The following is a 16,202-nucleotide window of genomic DNA, read 5'->3' on the forward strand; positions in this document are numbered from 1 at the left end:
TAGTCAAAATGGGGTCAAAAATTGCTCGGTCAAGGGGGCATTGCCCGATAAGCGAAGCCGCTATCGGGCAGGTTGTGGGGAAGGTTACTTGTAAATGGTCGCGGTGCCGTACATCTGGTTCTTACCGCCTGCGGAATTAACCACAAAGCCTTTCGCGCCTTGTTCTTGCGCTTTTTCCGCCAGTTTATCCTCCAGGTCGCTCAGGTTGGTTGCGCCAGTCGCAGAGACGGTACCTGACGCGCGTAGCTGACTGGTATCGGGGCTATTGAGAGGCTGTGCTGCTGATGCCGCGAATGCCACACCGGCAAGCGTAGTGGCGATGAGTAATGCGAGGCATTTTTTCATGATGCTCTCCTCAATGAAACAACGTGTAGTGCCAGATAAGTTTAGGTCGTCAGTGCGGCAGAAATGGCGTAAAAAATCGATGATGATCCGCTTAAAATTTGAACGATAAATATTGACGTATGTTGACAAATCAATGACATGCATATCACAGATTCTCGGGTGATTTGTGCCGCTTCGCCCCATTTCGTGCTCTACTATGCTGCAACGACGCGGTTGTTTCTTTTCAACCAGGTTTACCGCGTTGCGTTATGCGGGTATCTTACGCCGCTGTTAACAGGAGAATGCTATGTCCCCCCAGAAACCGGGCCTACACCCGCGTAACCGTCATCACAGCCGCTACGATCTTGCCTCGCTCTGCAAAGGCACGCCTGAGCTGGCGCAATATCTTGTCCTGACTCCCGCAGGCGAGCAAAGCGTAGATTTTGCCAATCCACTGGCGGTAAAGGCCCTGAATAAGGCGCTGCTGGCGCATTTCTATGGGGTGGCAAACTGGGATATTCCGGAAGGTTTCTTGTGTCCGCCTGTGCCAGGGCGTGCAGATTACATCCACCATCTGGCCGATCTTCTTGCTGAGACGTCGGGAAGTGTGCCAACCCAGGCCACGATCCTGGATGTCGGCGTTGGCGCGAACTGTATTTACCCGCTGATTGGCGTACATGAGTATGGCTGGCGGTTTACGGGCAGCGAGACGCATGAGCAGGCGCTAGCCAGCGCACAGGCGATCATCAGCGCCAATCCAGGCCTGACGCGCGCCATTCGCCTGCGTCGGCAGAAAACCCCGGCGGCTATCTTTAACGGCATCATTCATAAGAATGAGCAATATGATGCAACGCTGTGCAACCCGCCATTTCACGACTCTGCCGCGTCTGCCCGGGCAGGAAGCGAGCGCAAGCGCCGTAACCTCGGACAAAGCAAAGACGATGCGCTGAACTTCGGCGGCCAGCAGCAGGAGTTGTGGTGTGAAGGTGGCGAAGTGGCATTTATCAAAACGATGATTGCTGAAAGTCAGGCCTTTGGCCGTCAGGTGATGTGGTTTACCACGCTGGTGTCTCGCGGTGAAAACCTGCCGCCGCTTTATCGCGCGCTGACTGACGTGGGGGCGATCAAGGTGGTGAAAAAAGAGATGGCCCAGGGGCAAAAGCAGAGTCGCTTTATCGCCTGGACCTTTATGGATGACGACCAGCGCCGCCGTTTTAGCACGCGTAAACGCTAGAGGGTCGGCTCGCCGGGTGGCAGCGGCGTCGGTGTGGTCGGCGCTGTCGGTGTCGTTGGCGCGGCGGGCAGCATCTGCCAGGTTTGCACCGGTGGACGAACGCCCGCCCGGTCGAAATGTTTTTTCACCTGGCTGTCCAGCGCAAAGCGGACCGTCCACTGTTTCAGCGGCAGCGTGGTGAACGACACCCGCAGCGTAAATGCCGTGTTGGTTAATCCGACAATCCCGGCAAATGACGGCTCGCCAATAATCAGCCCACGAACCTCTTCGGTTTCCATCACCGCCGCGACCGCCTCTTTCAACGCCTGATTGGCTTTATCGGCATCTTCATGGCGATCCACATCGTAATTGGCAACCACCGACCCAATGCCGCGGACAAAGTTGGCGAAGGTGGTGATCGATGACCACGGAATGATATGGTACGCCCCGGTGTCCTGGCGCACGCCAACGGAACGAATTGACATCCGCTCTACCGTACCGGTTAACGGCCCGATGGTCACCAGATCCCCGGTGTTCATGCCATTCTCGAACTGAATAAAGACCCCGGTAATAATATCTTTCACCAGCGTTTGCGAACCAAATGAAATCGCCAGCCCCAACGCCCCGGCCCCCGCCAGCAGGGGGGCGATGTTAACGCCAATTTCCGAGAGCACAATCATGATGGTGATCGTGCTGATGATCACCGCCAGCGCGTTACGGAACAGCGTTAACAGCGTACGGGTACGCGCGCTGGGCAGAGGACGCCCATGAATATCGGAGGCCAGCCGGTTTTCGATCAGGCTGGCAAGCAGCGTCCAGCCTACCGCGGAGAAAAACAGGATCAGCGCAATACGGATCAGAATATCGACCGTCTTCTCACCGGCACCGTTGTGCAGCCAGTTCCAGAAATCAAACAGTCCCCATGCGTTCAACAGCAACATGATGGCGACGCACACCGTCAGGATCCGCGCCACGTTCAATGCGGTCGAGAGCCAGCCGTTAAGCCGCTTTTGCAGTTCGGGGTAATTGCGCTGGGTATGCGGGGAGAGGGTAATGGTTTTGGCAATCCAGCGGGTGAACATCCCGGAAACGAAGGCCGCAATGCCGATGATCACCAGACTGCGTACCGTCGCCCCCATCATAAATTTCAGGCTGTTGCCAGGGTCGAACAGCGAGAAGAAAAACAGGACGATGAAATAGGCGCTCGCCAGCCAGTGCCAGACCAGTGCAAAGGCGCGGATAAACAGACTGAAAAAGGCCAGCGACCGTTCCGCCAGATTCAGCAGGTGCTGGGTAATCTCTTTCTTGTTACGGAAGATCAGATACAGCGCCCACAGTGTGATACACAGCATGATGACCACGTTGGCCATGGCGCCGACCTGCACATTTACCTGATTGGAAATAATAGGAACAGCAACGATCAGGCCATAGCCAATCAGGCTGCTGAGCGAACTCAGCCGCCGGTTCCAGTAACGTGCGCTGCTGTCCTGAATGTTAAATGGTCGCAGTTGCGCCACGTTCGGACAAAAAATCAGCCGCAGAATCGCTTTGAAAAATTCAATCAGCGCAAAGGCGTTCAGAAACAGTCCTTGCTGAAACGCGATGGTGCGGCTGCCAGCATTCAGCCGGTCGCTCAACAACTGTCCGACAAACAGGGTCAACGCCAGCAGAAGCAGGTCGATAATAAAAGCGCCAACGATCATGGCCGGTAGCTGGAGCCAGTTGCTGCGCTCGCGGTTTTTTTTCCGCGCCCAGTCGCCCATTTTGCGGTACAGCGGCAGCGCACACAGACGGATCAACCAGTAGAAGCCGAACACCGCGGCGACCAGCATCAGAAAATGGCTGAGGGCATTATTAAAGGTCTGGCTGTTAAACGGTTTATGAGGCGCATCGGTGATGTTGCGATAGAGTTGGGCAAAGCGGTCAGACAGCGCTTCGCCGTAATGGCGGCTGAGATCGGTGACGTTCTCCAGCACGGTTTTTTCCTCAACCACCACCGGCGGCGTGATTTTTGGCACCGGGTCCGGCGGCGGCGTGGCCGCGACGGTGCGCAACTGGTCAATCAGCTCCTTGCGCGAGGTGTCATTCTCCAGTACGTCGGCCAGCGCGCCATAGGCCGCTTTCTTTTGCTCGACGTCAGGTTCTGGCGCAGCAGTGGTTTGTGCGTCAGCGTCTGTACCGGTCGTGACGCCGGGGATGGTCACCGCCTGGGCGGGTGCGCCCAGCAGGCAAAAGAGGATGAACAGGATCCACCGCATGACTCCTCCAGTGAGAAAACAGAACAAAAAGATAAGTATAGTTGCTGGAGGAGCGGCGATTCGAAATGGGAAGAGTCGTAGAAAACCTCCCTTCCAGGCGGAAGGGAGGCGGACCGTCAGGAGACGTGCTGCAAAAACTCCTGCAAGCGCTGGCTGGGCGGGTTTTCAATCAGGGTTTGCGGATGGCCGTCTTCGGCAATACGGCCCTTGTCGATGAAGATCAGACGTGAGGCGACTTTCTCGGCAAAGCCGATTTCGTGCGTAACGATGACCATCGTCATCCCTTCTTCCGCCAGATCCTGCATCACTTTCAATACTTCGTGACGCAGTTCTGGATCGAGCGCAGAGGTGGGCTCATCAAACAGCATCATCTTCGGTTTGACCGCCAGGGCGCGGGCGATGGCCACACGCTGCTGTTGACCGCCGGAAAGTTCAGAAGGGTAGTGGTGGGCGCGCTCGGCCAGACCCACTTTCGCCAGCAACTCTCTCGCCTGTTTCTCGGCTGCGTCTTTCTTCGTCCCCCGCACGCGTTGCGGACCGAACATGACGTTTTCCAGCGCGGTCAGGTGAGGGAAAAGATAGAACTGCTGGAACACCATGCCGGCTTCCTGACGAATCAGACGCTCGTCCACCTTCGGGTCGTTGACCTTCAGCCCATCAACGAACAGATCGCCAGAGGTGATTTCTTCGAGTTTATTAATGCAGCGCAACAGCGTGGATTTACCGGAGCCTGATGGTCCGATAATCACCACCACTTCGCCCTGCTTTATGTTCAGATCAATGTTATGCAGCACCTGGGTCGGACCAAAATGCTTTGAGACGTTTTTAAATTCGATCACAGGATTTTCATCCTTCTTTCCAGACTACGAAGCACGATGTTCAGGACCTGCGTGATAATGAGATAGATAACCCCCACCGCGGTCCAGATCTCCAGGGCACGGAAGTTACCGGCAATAATCTCCTGACCGCTACGGGTCAGTTCGGCCGCGCCGATCACGATAAACAAAGACGTATCTTTGATACTGATGATTAACTGGTTACCGAGCGACGGCAGCATACGGCGCAGCGCAAGCGGCATGATCACGTGGAGAATGGTTTCGCGACGGGAAAGACCCAATGCCAGACCGGCTTCGCTGAACCCTTTATGGATAGACAAGACTGAACCACGGGTGATTTCCGCGATATAGGCGCCGGAGTTAATCATTATCGTGATAACGGCGGCGCTGAAGGTGTCGATACGCAAGTCCGGGAAAGCCATTGGTAGGGCAAAATAGATGTACATCACCTGGACGACGATCGGCGTGCCACGGATGATCTCGATGAAGACAAGAGAAACGTGATTGGCTATCCAGCCGCCATAGGTACGGGCTAAACCCGCCAGCAAGCCGATGATGATTCCGCCCGCCAGGCCAAGGATGGAGATCCACAGGGTCATCTTGGCACCCTGAAGCAGGATCGGAATGGCGGGCCAGATGGCACTCCAGTCAAACTGCATATGTTGTTCCTGTTACCGTGGTGAAAAAAATCAAATGCCCGGTACGCTTAGCGCCCCCGGGCAACATCTGAAGGCAAAACGTCTTATTATTTAGGTTCGGAACCGAACCATTTTTTGTAGATTTCGTTATAGGTACCATTGTCACGCAGCGTTTTCAGCGCGCCGTTCACTTTCTCACGCAGTTCGTCGCTGCCTTTCGGGAATGCGATACCGTACTGCTGTGCTTCCAGTGATTCGCCAACCGCTTTGAACTGGCCGTTACCTGCGGTTTTGATGAAGTACAGGATGTTCGGCGTATCGTGCAGAACCGCATCTGCGCGGTTGGTACCCAGTTCCATGTACGCGTTATCGATGTTCGGGAACTGACGCAAGTCTTTCGTTTTGATGTTGGCTTTCGCGTAATCAACGGAGCCGGTGCCGCTCTTCACTGCGACGACTTTGCCGTCCAAATCTTTTACGCTTTTCACGTCGTTGTTGTTGGTTTTCACCATCACTAACAGGCCGCTTTTGTAGTAACCATCAGAGAAATCGATAGCCTTTTTGCGCTCGTCAGTAATGGTGATGCCCGCCAGCGCTAGGTCAACGTTCTTGGTTTGCAGTGCCGGGATAATGCCGCTGAAATCCATCGGTTTCAGTTCATAATCCAGCTTCAGTTCTTTTGCTACGGCGGCCCACAGGTCCACATCAAAGCCAACGTATTTGTCGCCCTGTTTGAATTCAAACGGCACGAACGCGGTGTCGGTAGCGACAACCAGTTTCTTATCCGCGGCATGAGAGGACACCGCAAAAGCCAGGGCAAGTGCTGCCAGTGAAACTTTTAATACAGACTTCATAGCATTTCCTTTTTTATCCACGGGGCGATCCCCTGCGAGAACGATAAGTGTAATGAAAGAATCGTGCCAGTTTTGCAACCCCTTGTTTTCACAAGAGGGACTCGCGCTCTTTTGCACTGTGAGCGGAGCAAAACTCGCTTTTTGCACCATGTTGGGGCACTGATTTAGTGCAACCCGAAGGGCGTGTTAACGGTCTGCCTATTTAGCGCAAAGATCGTTGATAAAACAATCTTTCGTTAACGATTGTGTGAGGTGATTATTACAAATATTTTACTTTACCGCAGAGGGAAGGCGAAGTGGTGCACCATAAAAGTGCAAAACCCCCGCCGTGGCGAGGGTTATAGAGGGAATACTTATGATGCGATTATTCGATGTTGGATTCGATGAACCACAGGAATTTGTCGAGATCGCGAGATGCGGCGGTAAAGATATCTGCGGTATCTTCGTCTTTCGCTTCACTGATGGCTTTACGGACATCATTTGCCACTACAGCATAACGGTCTGCCAGCTCTTTCAGGTGATCCTGGACGGTATGGATGTCCAGCGGATAGCTTTTCAGCGGCGTTTTGCTATTGATAACCTGCGTGGTTCCCAGGGCAACGCCGCCCAGTTGCACGGCACGCTCTGCCATGGTGTCGAGATGATCGGTCAATGCCGTACGGAAGCCATCCAGCATCTCATGAACGGCAATAAAGTTTGCACCGCGCATGTTCCAGTGGGCCTGCTTAGTGATCAGCGACAGGTCAATAAACTGGATCACCTGACGATTCAGCAACTCAACTGTTGCTTTCTTATCGCTGTCAGAAACATCGTTACGGGTATAAAGCAGATTGGACGCTTTTGTTTTTACCAATTTAGCGGTACTCATAATTTCATGTCCTCTTGATGTTATGTCCCAGTAATTTACGAGATTCAGTATAGCACCGGTTATCGTTCCTGCTTTTCTGGCTGTGCCTATCGCTTTAATAGCATTTAACATTATCTGTATTTAATTGCATTACTATTCATGGTGTTGCGAGTGTAAAAGAGTGAGGTGTAAATATTATCCCGGTGACATGAGCATCAGAATAAATAGGCGGGGTGAGACAAATGAGCGGTGGAGAAATATCAGGAAAATAGAGGGAAAACAGCGGGAAGATATTCTGCATGGTTATGCAAACCATGCAGAAATGTAAAATTAATTTACATCAACCTCTTTTATTTCGCTCTCCCGCCGAATGGTCAGCGTTGAGCCCATCGAGGCGGCAATAATCGCGCCGAGCGCCAGTAACTGTATCGGCGTCAGCGTTTCGCCGAGAAACAGGATACCCGCCACCGCGGCCAGTGCCGGCTCCATACTCATCAACGTACCAAAGGTGCGCGTAGGCAGACGGGTTAAGGCAATCATTTCCAGCGAGTAGGGGAGTGCTGTCGACAGCACTGCGACCGCCAGACCCAGCGGGATAACCGACCAGTGCCAGAGCGCTTCTCCGGCCTGCGCCACGCCAAGTGGAACGAAAACCAGCGCGGCAATCAGCGAGCCTACCGCAACGGTAGCCGGGCCATGCTCAGCGCCGGCGCGTTGACCGCTAAGAATATAGATAGCCCAACAGGCACCCGCGCCCAGCGCCATGGCGGCACCGAACAGGTCGACATGCGAAACGTCCTGACCCAGCGGCAGCAGGAACCAGAGTCCCAGAACGGCCAGCACCACCCAGATAAAATCAACGGGGCGTCGCGACGAGAACAGCGCGACCGCCAGCGGCCCGGTAAATTCCAGCGCAACCGCGATCCCCAGCGGAACCGTCTGAATCGACAAATAGAAGAGGTAGTTCATTCCCCCCAGCGACAGGCCGTAAAAAAGCAGCGGCAGGCGCTGCTCTTTGGCAAAACGCAGACGCCAGGGTTTGAAGAAGGTAATAAGGATCAGCGTGCCCAGGGCCAGACGCAGGGCGGTCACGCCGGGCGCGCCCACCAGCGGGAACAGTGATTTTGCCAGCGATGCGCCGCTCTGGATCGAGGCCATGGCGATTAGCAGTACTAAAATGGGCAACCAAACTGGCGTTTTACGTGACGACCCTGGCATCCGTTCTCCCGACAATAACTGTAGATACACGCCATCCAGCAACTTGCCTGATTTGTGTATAGAAAAGTAAAAGAGGCAGTGTAATGGAAATAACCTTCTGCGGTTGAGTCTTCGTTGAAAAAAAATTCCTGGAAAACCGTAAAATGGCGACAAGTTGATGGATTAATACGCTGGCAGATTAGGAATAATCTGGATGAATGTCCTTTATTATGCGCGTAATAATGGGACGAATATCTGGAAAAGTGATGTTAATTGAAAGAGATAGCGGTGCATAGAAATGTTCTGTTACACGAAATGGACCGTTAGACATCACTAATCGCAAAGAGTTTCTCATCAATTTTTGATATATTTAACACTTAGGATTTATTTGAAGCACATTTGAGGTGGTTATGAAAAAAATTGCATGTCTTTCAGCACTGGCCGCTGTTCTGGCTATCTCCGCAGGTTCTGCTGTTGCTGCGACGTCTACCGTTACCGGTGGTTATGCTCAGAGCGATGCTCAGGGCGCGGCGAACAAAATGAACGGTTTCAACCTGAAGTATCGCTATGAGCAGGACAACAACCCGCTGGGCGTGATCGGTTCCTTCACTTACACCGAAAAAGATCGTACTAACGGTGCAGGCGATTACAACAAATCTCAGTACTACGGCATCACTGCGGGTCCGGCTTACCGTCTGAACGACTGGGCAAGCATCTACGGTGTTGTCGGTGTCGGTTACGGTAAATTCCAGGACACCAACTACCCGACGCATAAAGATGATACCAGCGACTATGGTTTCTCTTATGGCGCAGGTCTGCAGTTCAACCCGATCGAAAACGTTGCGCTGGACTTCTCTTACGAGCAGAGCCGTATTCGTAGCGTTGACGTTGGCACCTGGATCGCAGGCGTCGGTTACCGCTTCTAATCACGTCGGTGATATAAAAAATCCGCCTCGAGGGGCGGATTTTTTTTGGCTGTTTTTCTCGACGGTTTAGCGCGATTTGGTACTAAAAATGTCGGTTCCCAGGTGAGTGTAGTCCACCTTCTGCAACTTGAAGTTGGTGATATACACCGGCCCGGCCTTCTGTTCAGAGATAAAACGGTACTTCGTGTTAATCTCTTTCGCGCTGATCCCCGTCCACTGTGAGAAGAAACCGAGGAAATCGTTGGCGGAACGCCGCGCTTTGACGACCTTGTGCACTTTATCATCGCTGGAGAGCACCATAAACGGGACCTGGAAGTTTTGCTGGAACTGGTCATCATGCGCCAGATATTGCACTTCCTTTCCACGCTCTTTAAAGGCGAGACCGTGATCGGAGAAGTACACCAGCGAGAAACTGCCGCCGCTGTTGCGAAGCTGATCGTAGAGTTTTCGCAGCAGGTCGTCGGTCTGGGTCATGGTATAGAGATAGCAGGAGGTCTCTTTCGACTGGACGAACGTGTCGTACTTGCCTTTTGTGCGGTCACACGCCTGCGGATGAGAGCCCATCAGATGCAGTACAATCAGTTGCGGCTGGGTTCGTTCGGTTTCCAGCACCTGCGCGGTCATTTTTAACAGCGCGTCATCCTGAGTGTTTTTGTCCGCTTCGAAGTCGCCGCTTTTCAGAAAATGCACTTCATCCGCCCGCTTCGCGATACTGGCGATGGCGGTGTCATATTCGCCGATTTGTCCCTGATTCGAGAACCACCAGGTCTGGAAACCGGCGCGGTTCGCCAGCGTGACAAAGTTATCCTGATACTGCGGCTTATCGTCGACGACCCGGTTGAGGGTCAGCCCGAGTGATTTTTGCGTTGACCCACTGGCCGCGACGTAGTCGGCAAACAGATAGCCGTTGACGCTGCTGGCAAACGGCGTGTTATCCCAGTGGCCGCCAAACGCTCCCAGCGCATCACGGCGAGCGCTTTCACCGATCACCACCACGTAGGTGTGATACTTCGGCTTCACGGCAGTGACGGTCCAGGTGTCTTTCATGCTGGCGAATTTCGCCATGCGTTCCTGCTCGTCAATCACTTCCTTGTTATTGACGATGACGTCTTTGGCGAAGCGGAACACCGGGTAGCCGGTGTCCTTCAATTTAAATACGCCGCCCCAGGCCAGGTTCTGCACGGGGGTGACAAAAAAAGCGACGACGCTGAACAGCAGGCACAGGCTGTCATATTTATTCCAGCGCTTTTTCTCTTCGCCGGGTTTGCGCCGCACGGCAATCACGCCAAGGGCAAAGATAAACACGCCCATCAGGTAATTGTACCAGGGGAAAATCGTCAGGATTTCCGTGGACTCTTCCATGTTGGTTGAGTGCAGCGCCAGCAGCGTATTAAAGTTTGGCGACCCGTAGGCCTGACCGAAAGGAAAGTAGAAGGCGGCGACAAGCGAGCAAACGCCGATCAGAACCTTTTGCGCTTTCGGCGCACTTCGCCAGAGCAGCTGCAATATGCAGGTAAAGGCAATGGTATACAGCAGACTAAACGGATAGCCCAGCGCCAGATTGATTAGCAGGGACTGCAAAACATAAAAGCCAGTCCACGGGCTAAGGGCCCGGCTGCGGGCAAGAAGCGAGTCTTTGAGGGTTAAATTCATATGCCATTATCGCAAAAACGCCATGTGCTTACCCTGGCGCCAAGGGTCATTACCTGCTGAGAGTGCGTGAAGAGGGGGATGAGGTCCGCATCTGCGAGCCGCAAGTTAGGCAGGGCTGCAAGAAGATAGAGCGTGTGAATGTGAAGGTCAACTGGCAGAAAGAAATTGTTTTGCGAAGGGGTTAGCAAATCCGACAAAAAGAGGGGCTATTTTGACATAACAGGAGTGTAACGGCTGAATATGACAACCTGATGAAGCGGCGTACCGCGACGCCGCGTTATTTTTCTGAGGGTTTATCCTGCACTGGTTTGCTGTTGATCATATCGCACAGCATCGAGAGCAGCATTAACCGGACTTTAAAGGGAGAGTGACTAAACACGCGCATACACCTCTTGAACTCGCTCATATTGGCCTCCTGACTTTCTGGTCCCTCGATCCGTGAGGGATGACTGCATTACATACAGATATAGCACAGGCTATATTATATAGCTATTGCTAAAACGTTAATTTTTTGTGCCCGGGCAACTCTGGTTTACAATGAGCGCTCTCCAATTAGATGCTGTTAACGCGTCACAGGAATGAGGAAGCAGAATGAGTCGTCGCGCAGGTATGCCAACAACAAAAAAAGTGACGCAGTTAGTGAACGTTGAGGAACACGTTGAAGGGTTTCGTCAGGTGAGGGAGGCGCATCGCCGCGAGCTGATCGACGACTACGTTGAGTTGATTTCTGACCTGATTATCGAAGTCGGCGAGGCGCGTCAGGTGGATATGGCTGCGCGACTCGGGGTGTCCCAGCCGACGGTAGCCAAGATGCTCAAGCGTCTGGCATCGGTGGGGCTTATCGAGATGATCCCCTGGCGCGGTGTTTTCCTAACCCCGGAAGGGGAGAAACTGGCGCAGGAAAGCCGTGAACGCCATCAGATAGTAGAGAATTTCCTGCTGGTGCTGGGCGTGAGCGCGGAGATTGCCCGTCGCGATGCCGAGGGGATGGAGCACCACGTCAGCCAGGAGACGCTGGACGCTTTTCGTCTGTTCACCGAGCAGCACGGAACCACAGTGGAATGAATCTGCCTTTCTTACGGGCGCTGAAACGCGACCGTTTTTTTCATTTGTTGATTGTGGTGGGCATCGGATTGAGTCTGTGGGTGCCGTTCACGCCACGGACGTGGCCCGGCGCCATTGACTGGCACACGATTATCACCCTGAGCGGCCTGATGTTGCTGACCAAAGGCGTAGAGCTGAGCGGTTACTTTGATGTCCTGGGCCGTAAAATGACCCGCCGCTTTGCGACCGAACGCCGTCTGTCGATGTTCATGGTGCTGGCCGCGGCGCTGCTTTCGACGTTCCTGACGAACGATGTCGCGTTATTTATTGTCGTCCCGCTGACCATTACCCTGAAGAAGTTGTGCGCAATACCGGTTAACCGTCTCATTATCTTTGAAGCGCTGGCGGTGAATGCGGGTTCTTTGCTCACCCCCATAGGGAATCCGCAAAATATCCTGATGTGGGGACGCTCTGGTCTCTCGTTTGTGGCATTTATCGGTCAGATGGCACCGTTGGCCGCCGCGATGATGTTGACGCTGCTGGTGCTCTGCTGGTTCTGCTTCCCCGATAAACCGTTGCAATACCATACCGGGACAAGTCAGCCAGCGTGGCAACCCCGGCTGGTGTGGGGTTGTCTGGGGCTGTACATCGTCTTTCTGACGGCGCTGGAGCTTAAGCAGGAGTTGGTTGGTCTGGCGATGGTGGCGCTGGGGTTTCTGCTGTTGGCGCGGCGGGTGGTGTTAAGCGTGGACTGGACGCTGTTGCTGGTGTTTATGGCGATGTTTATTGATGTCCATTTACTGACGCAATTGCCGGTCCTGCAGGGAGTGTTAAATCATGTCGGAACGTTGTCAGAACCCGGACTGTGGCTGACGGCAATTGGTCTGTCGCAGGTTATCAGTAATGTTCCCAGCACCATCTTACTGCTGAACTATGTTCCTCCTGGCGTGCTGCTGGCGTGGGCGGTCAACGTCGGTGGATTCGGCCTGCTGCCGGGATCGCTGGCGAATTTGATTGCTCTGCGGATGGCGAACGATCGGCGCATCTGGTGGCGCTTCCATCTCTATTCGGTACCCATGTTGCTATGGGCTGCCGTCGTAGGATTTGTTCTGCTTAAATTCTAGTCCCGACTTGCGCTCCATTCTGACAAAAGCAAATCCGTTTCCTGGTTGAATGGATTTGTTTGATCTATTTATTTACTTTACTATAAAGTAAATAAATGGTGATTAAATGCGCTGAGCAGATAACGGACACCAGAGTTTCGGCTTGTGCGGCCTTTGTTCAGCAGACCCGGATGGGGGAAGTGGCTCATGTTGGCGCGTTTTTTTGTTATCCGACCTGTTTTTTCCGCAGTGATGGCCATTTCAATCATGGCCGCAGGGACGCTTGCGCTGTTTCTGCTGCCCGTTGAACAGTATCCCGATATTGCTCCTCCGGGGGTGAATATCACAGCGAACTACCCTGGGGCATCTGCCCAGAGCGTTGAGGACAGCATCACCCAGGTGCTGGAGCAACAGATTAAAGGGATTGACGGGCTACTCTATTTCTCATCAAGCAGCAGTTCCGCCGGCCAGGCCCGAATCAGCCTCAGCTTTAATCAGGGGATAAATCCCGACATGGCGCAGGTCCAGGTTCAAAACGCGGTCAACCAGGCGATAACACGCCTGCCGCCCGAAGTGCAGCAGCAGGGGATTACCGTGACCAAATCGCAGGGGGATAGCCTGATGGTGGTCGCGCTTTATGATGAAACCCGGCAACTCAGCAGTCTGGATCTTAACGATTTTCTCATTAGCACATTGCAGGATCCCCTCAGTCGGGTTGATGGCGTTGGCGAAACTACCGTTTTTGGCGCGCAGTATGCGATGCGCATCTGGTTGGATCCTTACAAACTCACCAGTTACGGGTTGATGCCGTCTGATATCCGGGCTGCTATTGAAGCTCAGAACGCCCAGGTCACCGGAGGGGAGATAGGCTCACTGCCTGCAGTAGAGGGACAATACCTCAATGCGACCGTGATGGCGCAGTCGCGACTTGAAACGGTCAAACAATTTGAAAACATTGTTGTTCGTATTAATAGTGATGGGTCTGTCATCTATTTACGTGATGTTGCCCGTATAGAGTTAGGGGCAGAAAACTATCAGAACCAGACGACCCTCAACGGCTTTCCGGCCGCCGGGATTTCCATTCAACTGGCTTCAGGGGCGAATGCCCTGGCGACAGCTGAAAAGGTTCGCGCTGAAGTTGAGCGTCTCAGTGCGCTGTTTCCGCAGGGTGTGATCAGTGCTTACCCGCGTGACAGTACGCCGTTTGTGACCGTTTCTATTGAAGGCGTCGTATGGACGTTAATTGAAGCCATCTTCCTTGTGATTGTGGTGATGTATCTGTTTTTGCAAAACTGGCGCGCCACCTTTATTCCCGCGATCACCGTGCCGGTCGTCCTGCTCGGTACGTTCGGTATGTTAAGTGTCCTGGGCTACAACATGAATACCCTGACTCTTTTTGCCATGATACTGGCGATCGGCCTGTTAGTGGATGACGCTATTGTGGTGGTCGAAAATGTTGAGCGTGTGATGGCCGAAGAAGATATGACGCCCACGGAAGCGACACTGCATTCAATGAGGGAAATCACCAGTGCGCTGATTGGTATCGCGCTGGTATTAGCTGCCGTTTTCATTCCCATGGCTTTCTTTGGCGGTTCCGTGGGGATTATTTACCGTCAGTTTACCGTAACCATCGCGGCGGCAATGACACTCTCCGCGCTGGTGGCGTTAACATTGACGCCGACCCTCTGCGCCCATTTGCTGAAAAAAGAGCACTCGAAGAAGGGGCGCTTTTTTAGCGGTTTTAACCAGGGAGTGGAAAAGAGCCAGCAGGGTTATTTAGCCACGCTGCGACGGATTGTTTCGCGCCCCCTACGTTCATGCATGATTGCGACGTTACTGGTGCTGTTTATGGTGTGGGAATATCAACGGTTGCCGACCGGTTTTCTTCCTGATGAGGATCAGGGGGCGGTGATGATTCAGTTTACCCTCCCAACCGGATCGCCACTCTCCATGACCCAACGCGTGGGTGATGCCATTACCGATTATTTTCTGACGCAAGAGAAAGATAATCTCAGCGTTATCTTCATGGTCACGGGACGCAATAATGCGGGTAGCGGCCAAAATGTCGGAATGGCTTTTGCCGAATTAAAGCACTGGGACAGGCGAGTCGGGGAACACAATAGTGCCAGAGCGATCATTTCCCGTGCGAACGACTACTTCAAAACGGTCCCTCTGGCATCGATCAACGCGATGTCCCCGCCTACCGTGCGGGGGCTTGGACAGTCCAGCGGATTTGAAATGTGGCTTCAGGATCAATCGGCCAGCGGATATGAAACGCTCCTGCAGGCGCAGCAGACGCTTTTACGTCAGGCCGGTGCCAGTGAATATCTCACGGCGGTCAGAATTAACAGCCTGGAAGAAAAGGCACAGCTACAGGTTGACATTGATCCACTGAAAGCCGGTGCGCAGGGCGTTGTTCACGCAGATATCAATGAAACGCTTTCCGCTGCGCTGGGCGGTGTTTATATCAATGATTTTCTCGATCGCGGACGTGTTAAAAAGGTGTATATGCAGGGGGATGCCGAGTGGCGTGCAAACCCTGAGAATCTTGCCGCCTGGTTCGTGAAAGGCGCGAGTGGCAACATGGCCTCTGTCGCGAGTTTCGCGTCATTCAGATGGACAACGGGTCAGCAGATGCTGCAACGCTTTAATGGGTTACCTGCGGTACAATTTCAGGGGAATGCCGCAGCAGGCACCAGTTCGGGTCATGCGATGGACGTGATGGCAGAGAAGGTAGAGGAAATGCCCGGTCTGGGGTTGCAGTGGAGTGGCTTGTCGTATCAAGAAAACGCGTCGTCCGCGCAGACTCTCTGGATGTACATGGCGTCACTCATTTTTATTTTTCTCTGTCTTGCTGCTTTGTATGAAAGCTGGTCAATTCCATTGGCTGTTATGTTGATAATCCCACTGGGAATTCTGGGGGCGGTGACAGCCTCAATGCTCGTCGGATTCAATAACGATATTTATTTCCAGGTTGGCGTATTGACCACCATGGGATTGTCGGCAAAAAACGCGATTTTGATTGTTGAGTTTGCGCAGTCGCGTATCGCCGATGGTCTTGATATCACGCAAGCGGCGTATGAGGGAGCAAGGTTACGTCTGCGGCCCATCATCATGACCTCACTGGCATTTGTGGCAGGCGTTATCCCTCTGGTACTCTCTACCGGTGCGGGGGCAGCCAGCCGAATAGAGATCGGTACCGCCGTCATTGGGGGAATGCTTTCAGGTACGGTATTAACGCTGCTTTTTGTGCCGCTGTTTTTCATCCTTATTCGACAAGGATTACGGTATCTGAAGAAGTAAGATGTC

At 53.3% G+C, this 16,202-nt stretch carries 14 protein-coding genes; 5 read left to right on the forward strand and 9 right to left on the reverse strand.

From position 1 onward, the window contains the following. Nucleotides 1-84 precede the first annotated feature (84 nt). On the reverse strand, nucleotides 85-345 hold the full coding sequence (gene mcbA, locus F384_RS03720) for a DUF1471 family periplasmic protein McbA (RefSeq protein ID WP_046477714.1): 261 nt from the start codon (nucleotides 343-345) through the stop codon (nucleotides 85-87). Between the two features lie 286 nt (nucleotides 346-631). Between mcbA and rlmF the strand changes: the two genes are divergently transcribed. Beyond that, a complete protein-coding gene (rlmF, locus tag F384_RS03725; protein WP_046477716.1) occupies nucleotides 632-1,558 on the forward strand; it encodes a 23S rRNA (adenine(1618)-N(6))-methyltransferase RlmF in 927 nt (308 codons plus the stop codon). Here the strand turns inward: rlmF and ybiO are convergent. The 6 genes from ybiO to rhtA all read right to left on the reverse strand — a co-directional run bounded on the left by ybiO (nucleotide 1,555) and on the right by rhtA (nucleotide 8,188). After that, entirely contained in the window at nucleotides 1,555-3,795 is a 2,241-nt protein-coding gene (gene ybiO, locus F384_RS03730) for a mechanosensitive channel protein (protein ID WP_046477719.1), read from the reverse strand. The genes rlmF and ybiO overlap by 4 nt on opposite strands. A gap of 116 nt (nucleotides 3,796-3,911) precedes the next feature. After that, complete coding sequence (gene glnQ / locus F384_RS03735; protein ID WP_046477720.1) at nucleotides 3,912-4,634, reverse strand: glutamine ABC transporter ATP-binding protein GlnQ; 723 nt, start codon at nucleotides 4,632-4,634, stop codon at nucleotides 3,912-3,914. Further along, on the reverse strand, nucleotides 4,631-5,290 hold the full coding sequence (gene glnP / locus F384_RS03740; RefSeq protein ID WP_046477722.1) for a glutamine ABC transporter permease GlnP: 660 nt from the start codon (nucleotides 5,288-5,290) through the stop codon (nucleotides 4,631-4,633). Before glnP ends, glnQ begins: the two co-directional genes overlap by 4 nt. An 86-nt stretch (nucleotides 5,291-5,376) precedes the next feature. After that, complete coding sequence (gene glnH, locus F384_RS03745) at nucleotides 5,377-6,123, reverse strand: glutamine ABC transporter substrate-binding protein GlnH (RefSeq protein ID WP_046477724.1); 747 nt, start codon at nucleotides 6,121-6,123, stop codon at nucleotides 5,377-5,379. A 364-nt stretch (nucleotides 6,124-6,487) separates the two neighbouring features. Further along, on the reverse strand, nucleotides 6,488-6,991 hold the full coding sequence (gene dps, locus F384_RS03750) for a DNA starvation/stationary phase protection protein Dps (protein WP_042320427.1): 504 nt from the start codon (nucleotides 6,989-6,991) through the stop codon (nucleotides 6,488-6,490). Between the two features lie 309 nt (nucleotides 6,992-7,300). After that, nucleotides 7,301-8,188, reverse strand: coding sequence for a threonine/homoserine exporter RhtA (rhtA, locus tag F384_RS03755; RefSeq protein WP_046477726.1), 888 nt, complete (start codon nucleotides 8,186-8,188; stop codon nucleotides 7,301-7,303). Between the two features lie 389 nt (nucleotides 8,189-8,577). Here rhtA and ompX point away from each other — a divergent pair, with 389 nt between their 5' ends. After that, the gene (ompX, locus tag F384_RS03760; protein WP_046477727.1) at nucleotides 8,578-9,093 is read left to right on the forward strand and encodes an outer membrane protein OmpX; all 516 of its coding nucleotides are present in this window, start codon (nucleotides 8,578-8,580) and stop codon (nucleotides 9,091-9,093) included. Nucleotides 9,094-9,159: 66 nt separating this feature from the next. Here the strand turns inward: ompX and F384_RS03765 are convergent, their stop codons facing one another. Further along, nucleotides 9,160-10,746, reverse strand: a complete 1,587-nt coding sequence (locus F384_RS03765) for a phosphoethanolamine transferase (RefSeq protein ID WP_046477729.1) — start codon at nucleotides 10,744-10,746, stop codon at nucleotides 9,160-9,162. Nucleotides 10,747-11,023: 277 nt separating this feature from the next. After that, on the reverse strand, nucleotides 11,024-11,152 hold the full coding sequence (mntS, locus tag F384_RS03770; protein WP_046477731.1) for a manganase accumulation protein MntS: 129 nt from the start codon (nucleotides 11,150-11,152) through the stop codon (nucleotides 11,024-11,026). A gap of 185 nt (nucleotides 11,153-11,337) precedes the next feature. Here mntS and mntR point away from each other — a divergent pair, with 185 nt between their 5' ends. From mntR to F384_RS03785, 3 genes are all read left to right on the forward strand, one after another. Continuing rightward, nucleotides 11,338-11,811 carry a manganese-binding transcriptional regulator MntR gene (gene mntR / locus F384_RS03775; protein WP_046477732.1) on the forward strand — a complete coding sequence of 158 codons (474 nt, stop codon included), beginning with the start codon at nucleotides 11,338-11,340 and terminating at the stop codon, nucleotides 11,809-11,811. Continuing rightward, nucleotides 11,808-12,914, forward strand: a complete 1,107-nt coding sequence (locus F384_RS03780) for an anion transporter (RefSeq protein ID WP_046477734.1) — start codon at nucleotides 11,808-11,810, stop codon at nucleotides 12,912-12,914. Before mntR ends, F384_RS03780 begins: the two co-directional genes overlap by 4 nt. A gap of 186 nt (nucleotides 12,915-13,100) precedes the next feature. After that, complete coding sequence (locus F384_RS03785; protein ID WP_046477736.1) at nucleotides 13,101-16,196, forward strand: efflux RND transporter permease subunit; 3,096 nt, start codon at nucleotides 13,101-13,103, stop codon at nucleotides 16,194-16,196. Nucleotides 16,197-16,202: the final 6 nt, after the last annotated feature.

The organism is Citrobacter amalonaticus Y19 (assembly GCF_000981805.1).
Lineage (GTDB): Bacteria > Pseudomonadota > Gammaproteobacteria > Enterobacterales > Enterobacteriaceae > Citrobacter_A > Citrobacter_A amalonaticus_C.

Bases quoted from the DNA above. Each gene is read 5' to 3' on its own strand.
- mcbA (WP_046477714.1), bottom strand. From the start codon at position 345: ATGAAAAAATGCCTCGCATTACTCATCGCCACTACGCTTGCCGGTGTG.
- rlmF (WP_046477716.1), top strand. From the start codon at position 632: ATGTCCCCCCAGAAACCGGGCCTACACCCGCGTAACCGTCATCACAGC.
- ybiO (WP_046477719.1), bottom strand. From the start codon at position 3,795: ATGCGGTGGATCCTGTTCATCCTCTTTTGCCTGCTGGGCGCACCCGCC.
- glnP (WP_046477722.1), bottom strand. From the start codon at position 5,290: ATGCAGTTTGACTGGAGTGCCATCTGGCCCGCCATTCCGATCCTGCTT.
- glnH (WP_046477724.1), bottom strand. From the start codon at position 6,123: ATGAAGTCTGTATTAAAAGTTTCACTGGCAGCACTTGCCCTGGCTTTT.
- dps (WP_042320427.1), bottom strand. From the start codon at position 6,991: ATGAGTACCGCTAAATTGGTAAAAACAAAAGCGTCCAATCTGCTTTAT.
- rhtA (WP_046477726.1), bottom strand. From the start codon at position 8,188: ATGCCAGGGTCGTCACGTAAAACGCCAGTTTGGTTGCCCATTTTAGTA.
- ompX (WP_046477727.1), top strand. From the start codon at position 8,578: ATGAAAAAAATTGCATGTCTTTCAGCACTGGCCGCTGTTCTGGCTATC.
- F384_RS03765 (WP_046477729.1), bottom strand. From the start codon at position 10,746: ATGAATTTAACCCTCAAAGACTCGCTTCTTGCCCGCAGCCGGGCCCTT.
- mntS (WP_046477731.1), bottom strand. From the start codon at position 11,152: ATGAGCGAGTTCAAGAGGTGTATGCGCGTGTTTAGTCACTCTCCCTTT.
- mntR (WP_046477732.1), top strand. From the start codon at position 11,338: ATGAGTCGTCGCGCAGGTATGCCAACAACAAAAAAAGTGACGCAGTTA.
- F384_RS03780 (WP_046477734.1), top strand. From the start codon at position 11,808: ATGAATCTGCCTTTCTTACGGGCGCTGAAACGCGACCGTTTTTTTCAT.
- F384_RS03785 (WP_046477736.1), top strand. From the start codon at position 13,101: ATGTTGGCGCGTTTTTTTGTTATCCGACCTGTTTTTTCCGCAGTGATG.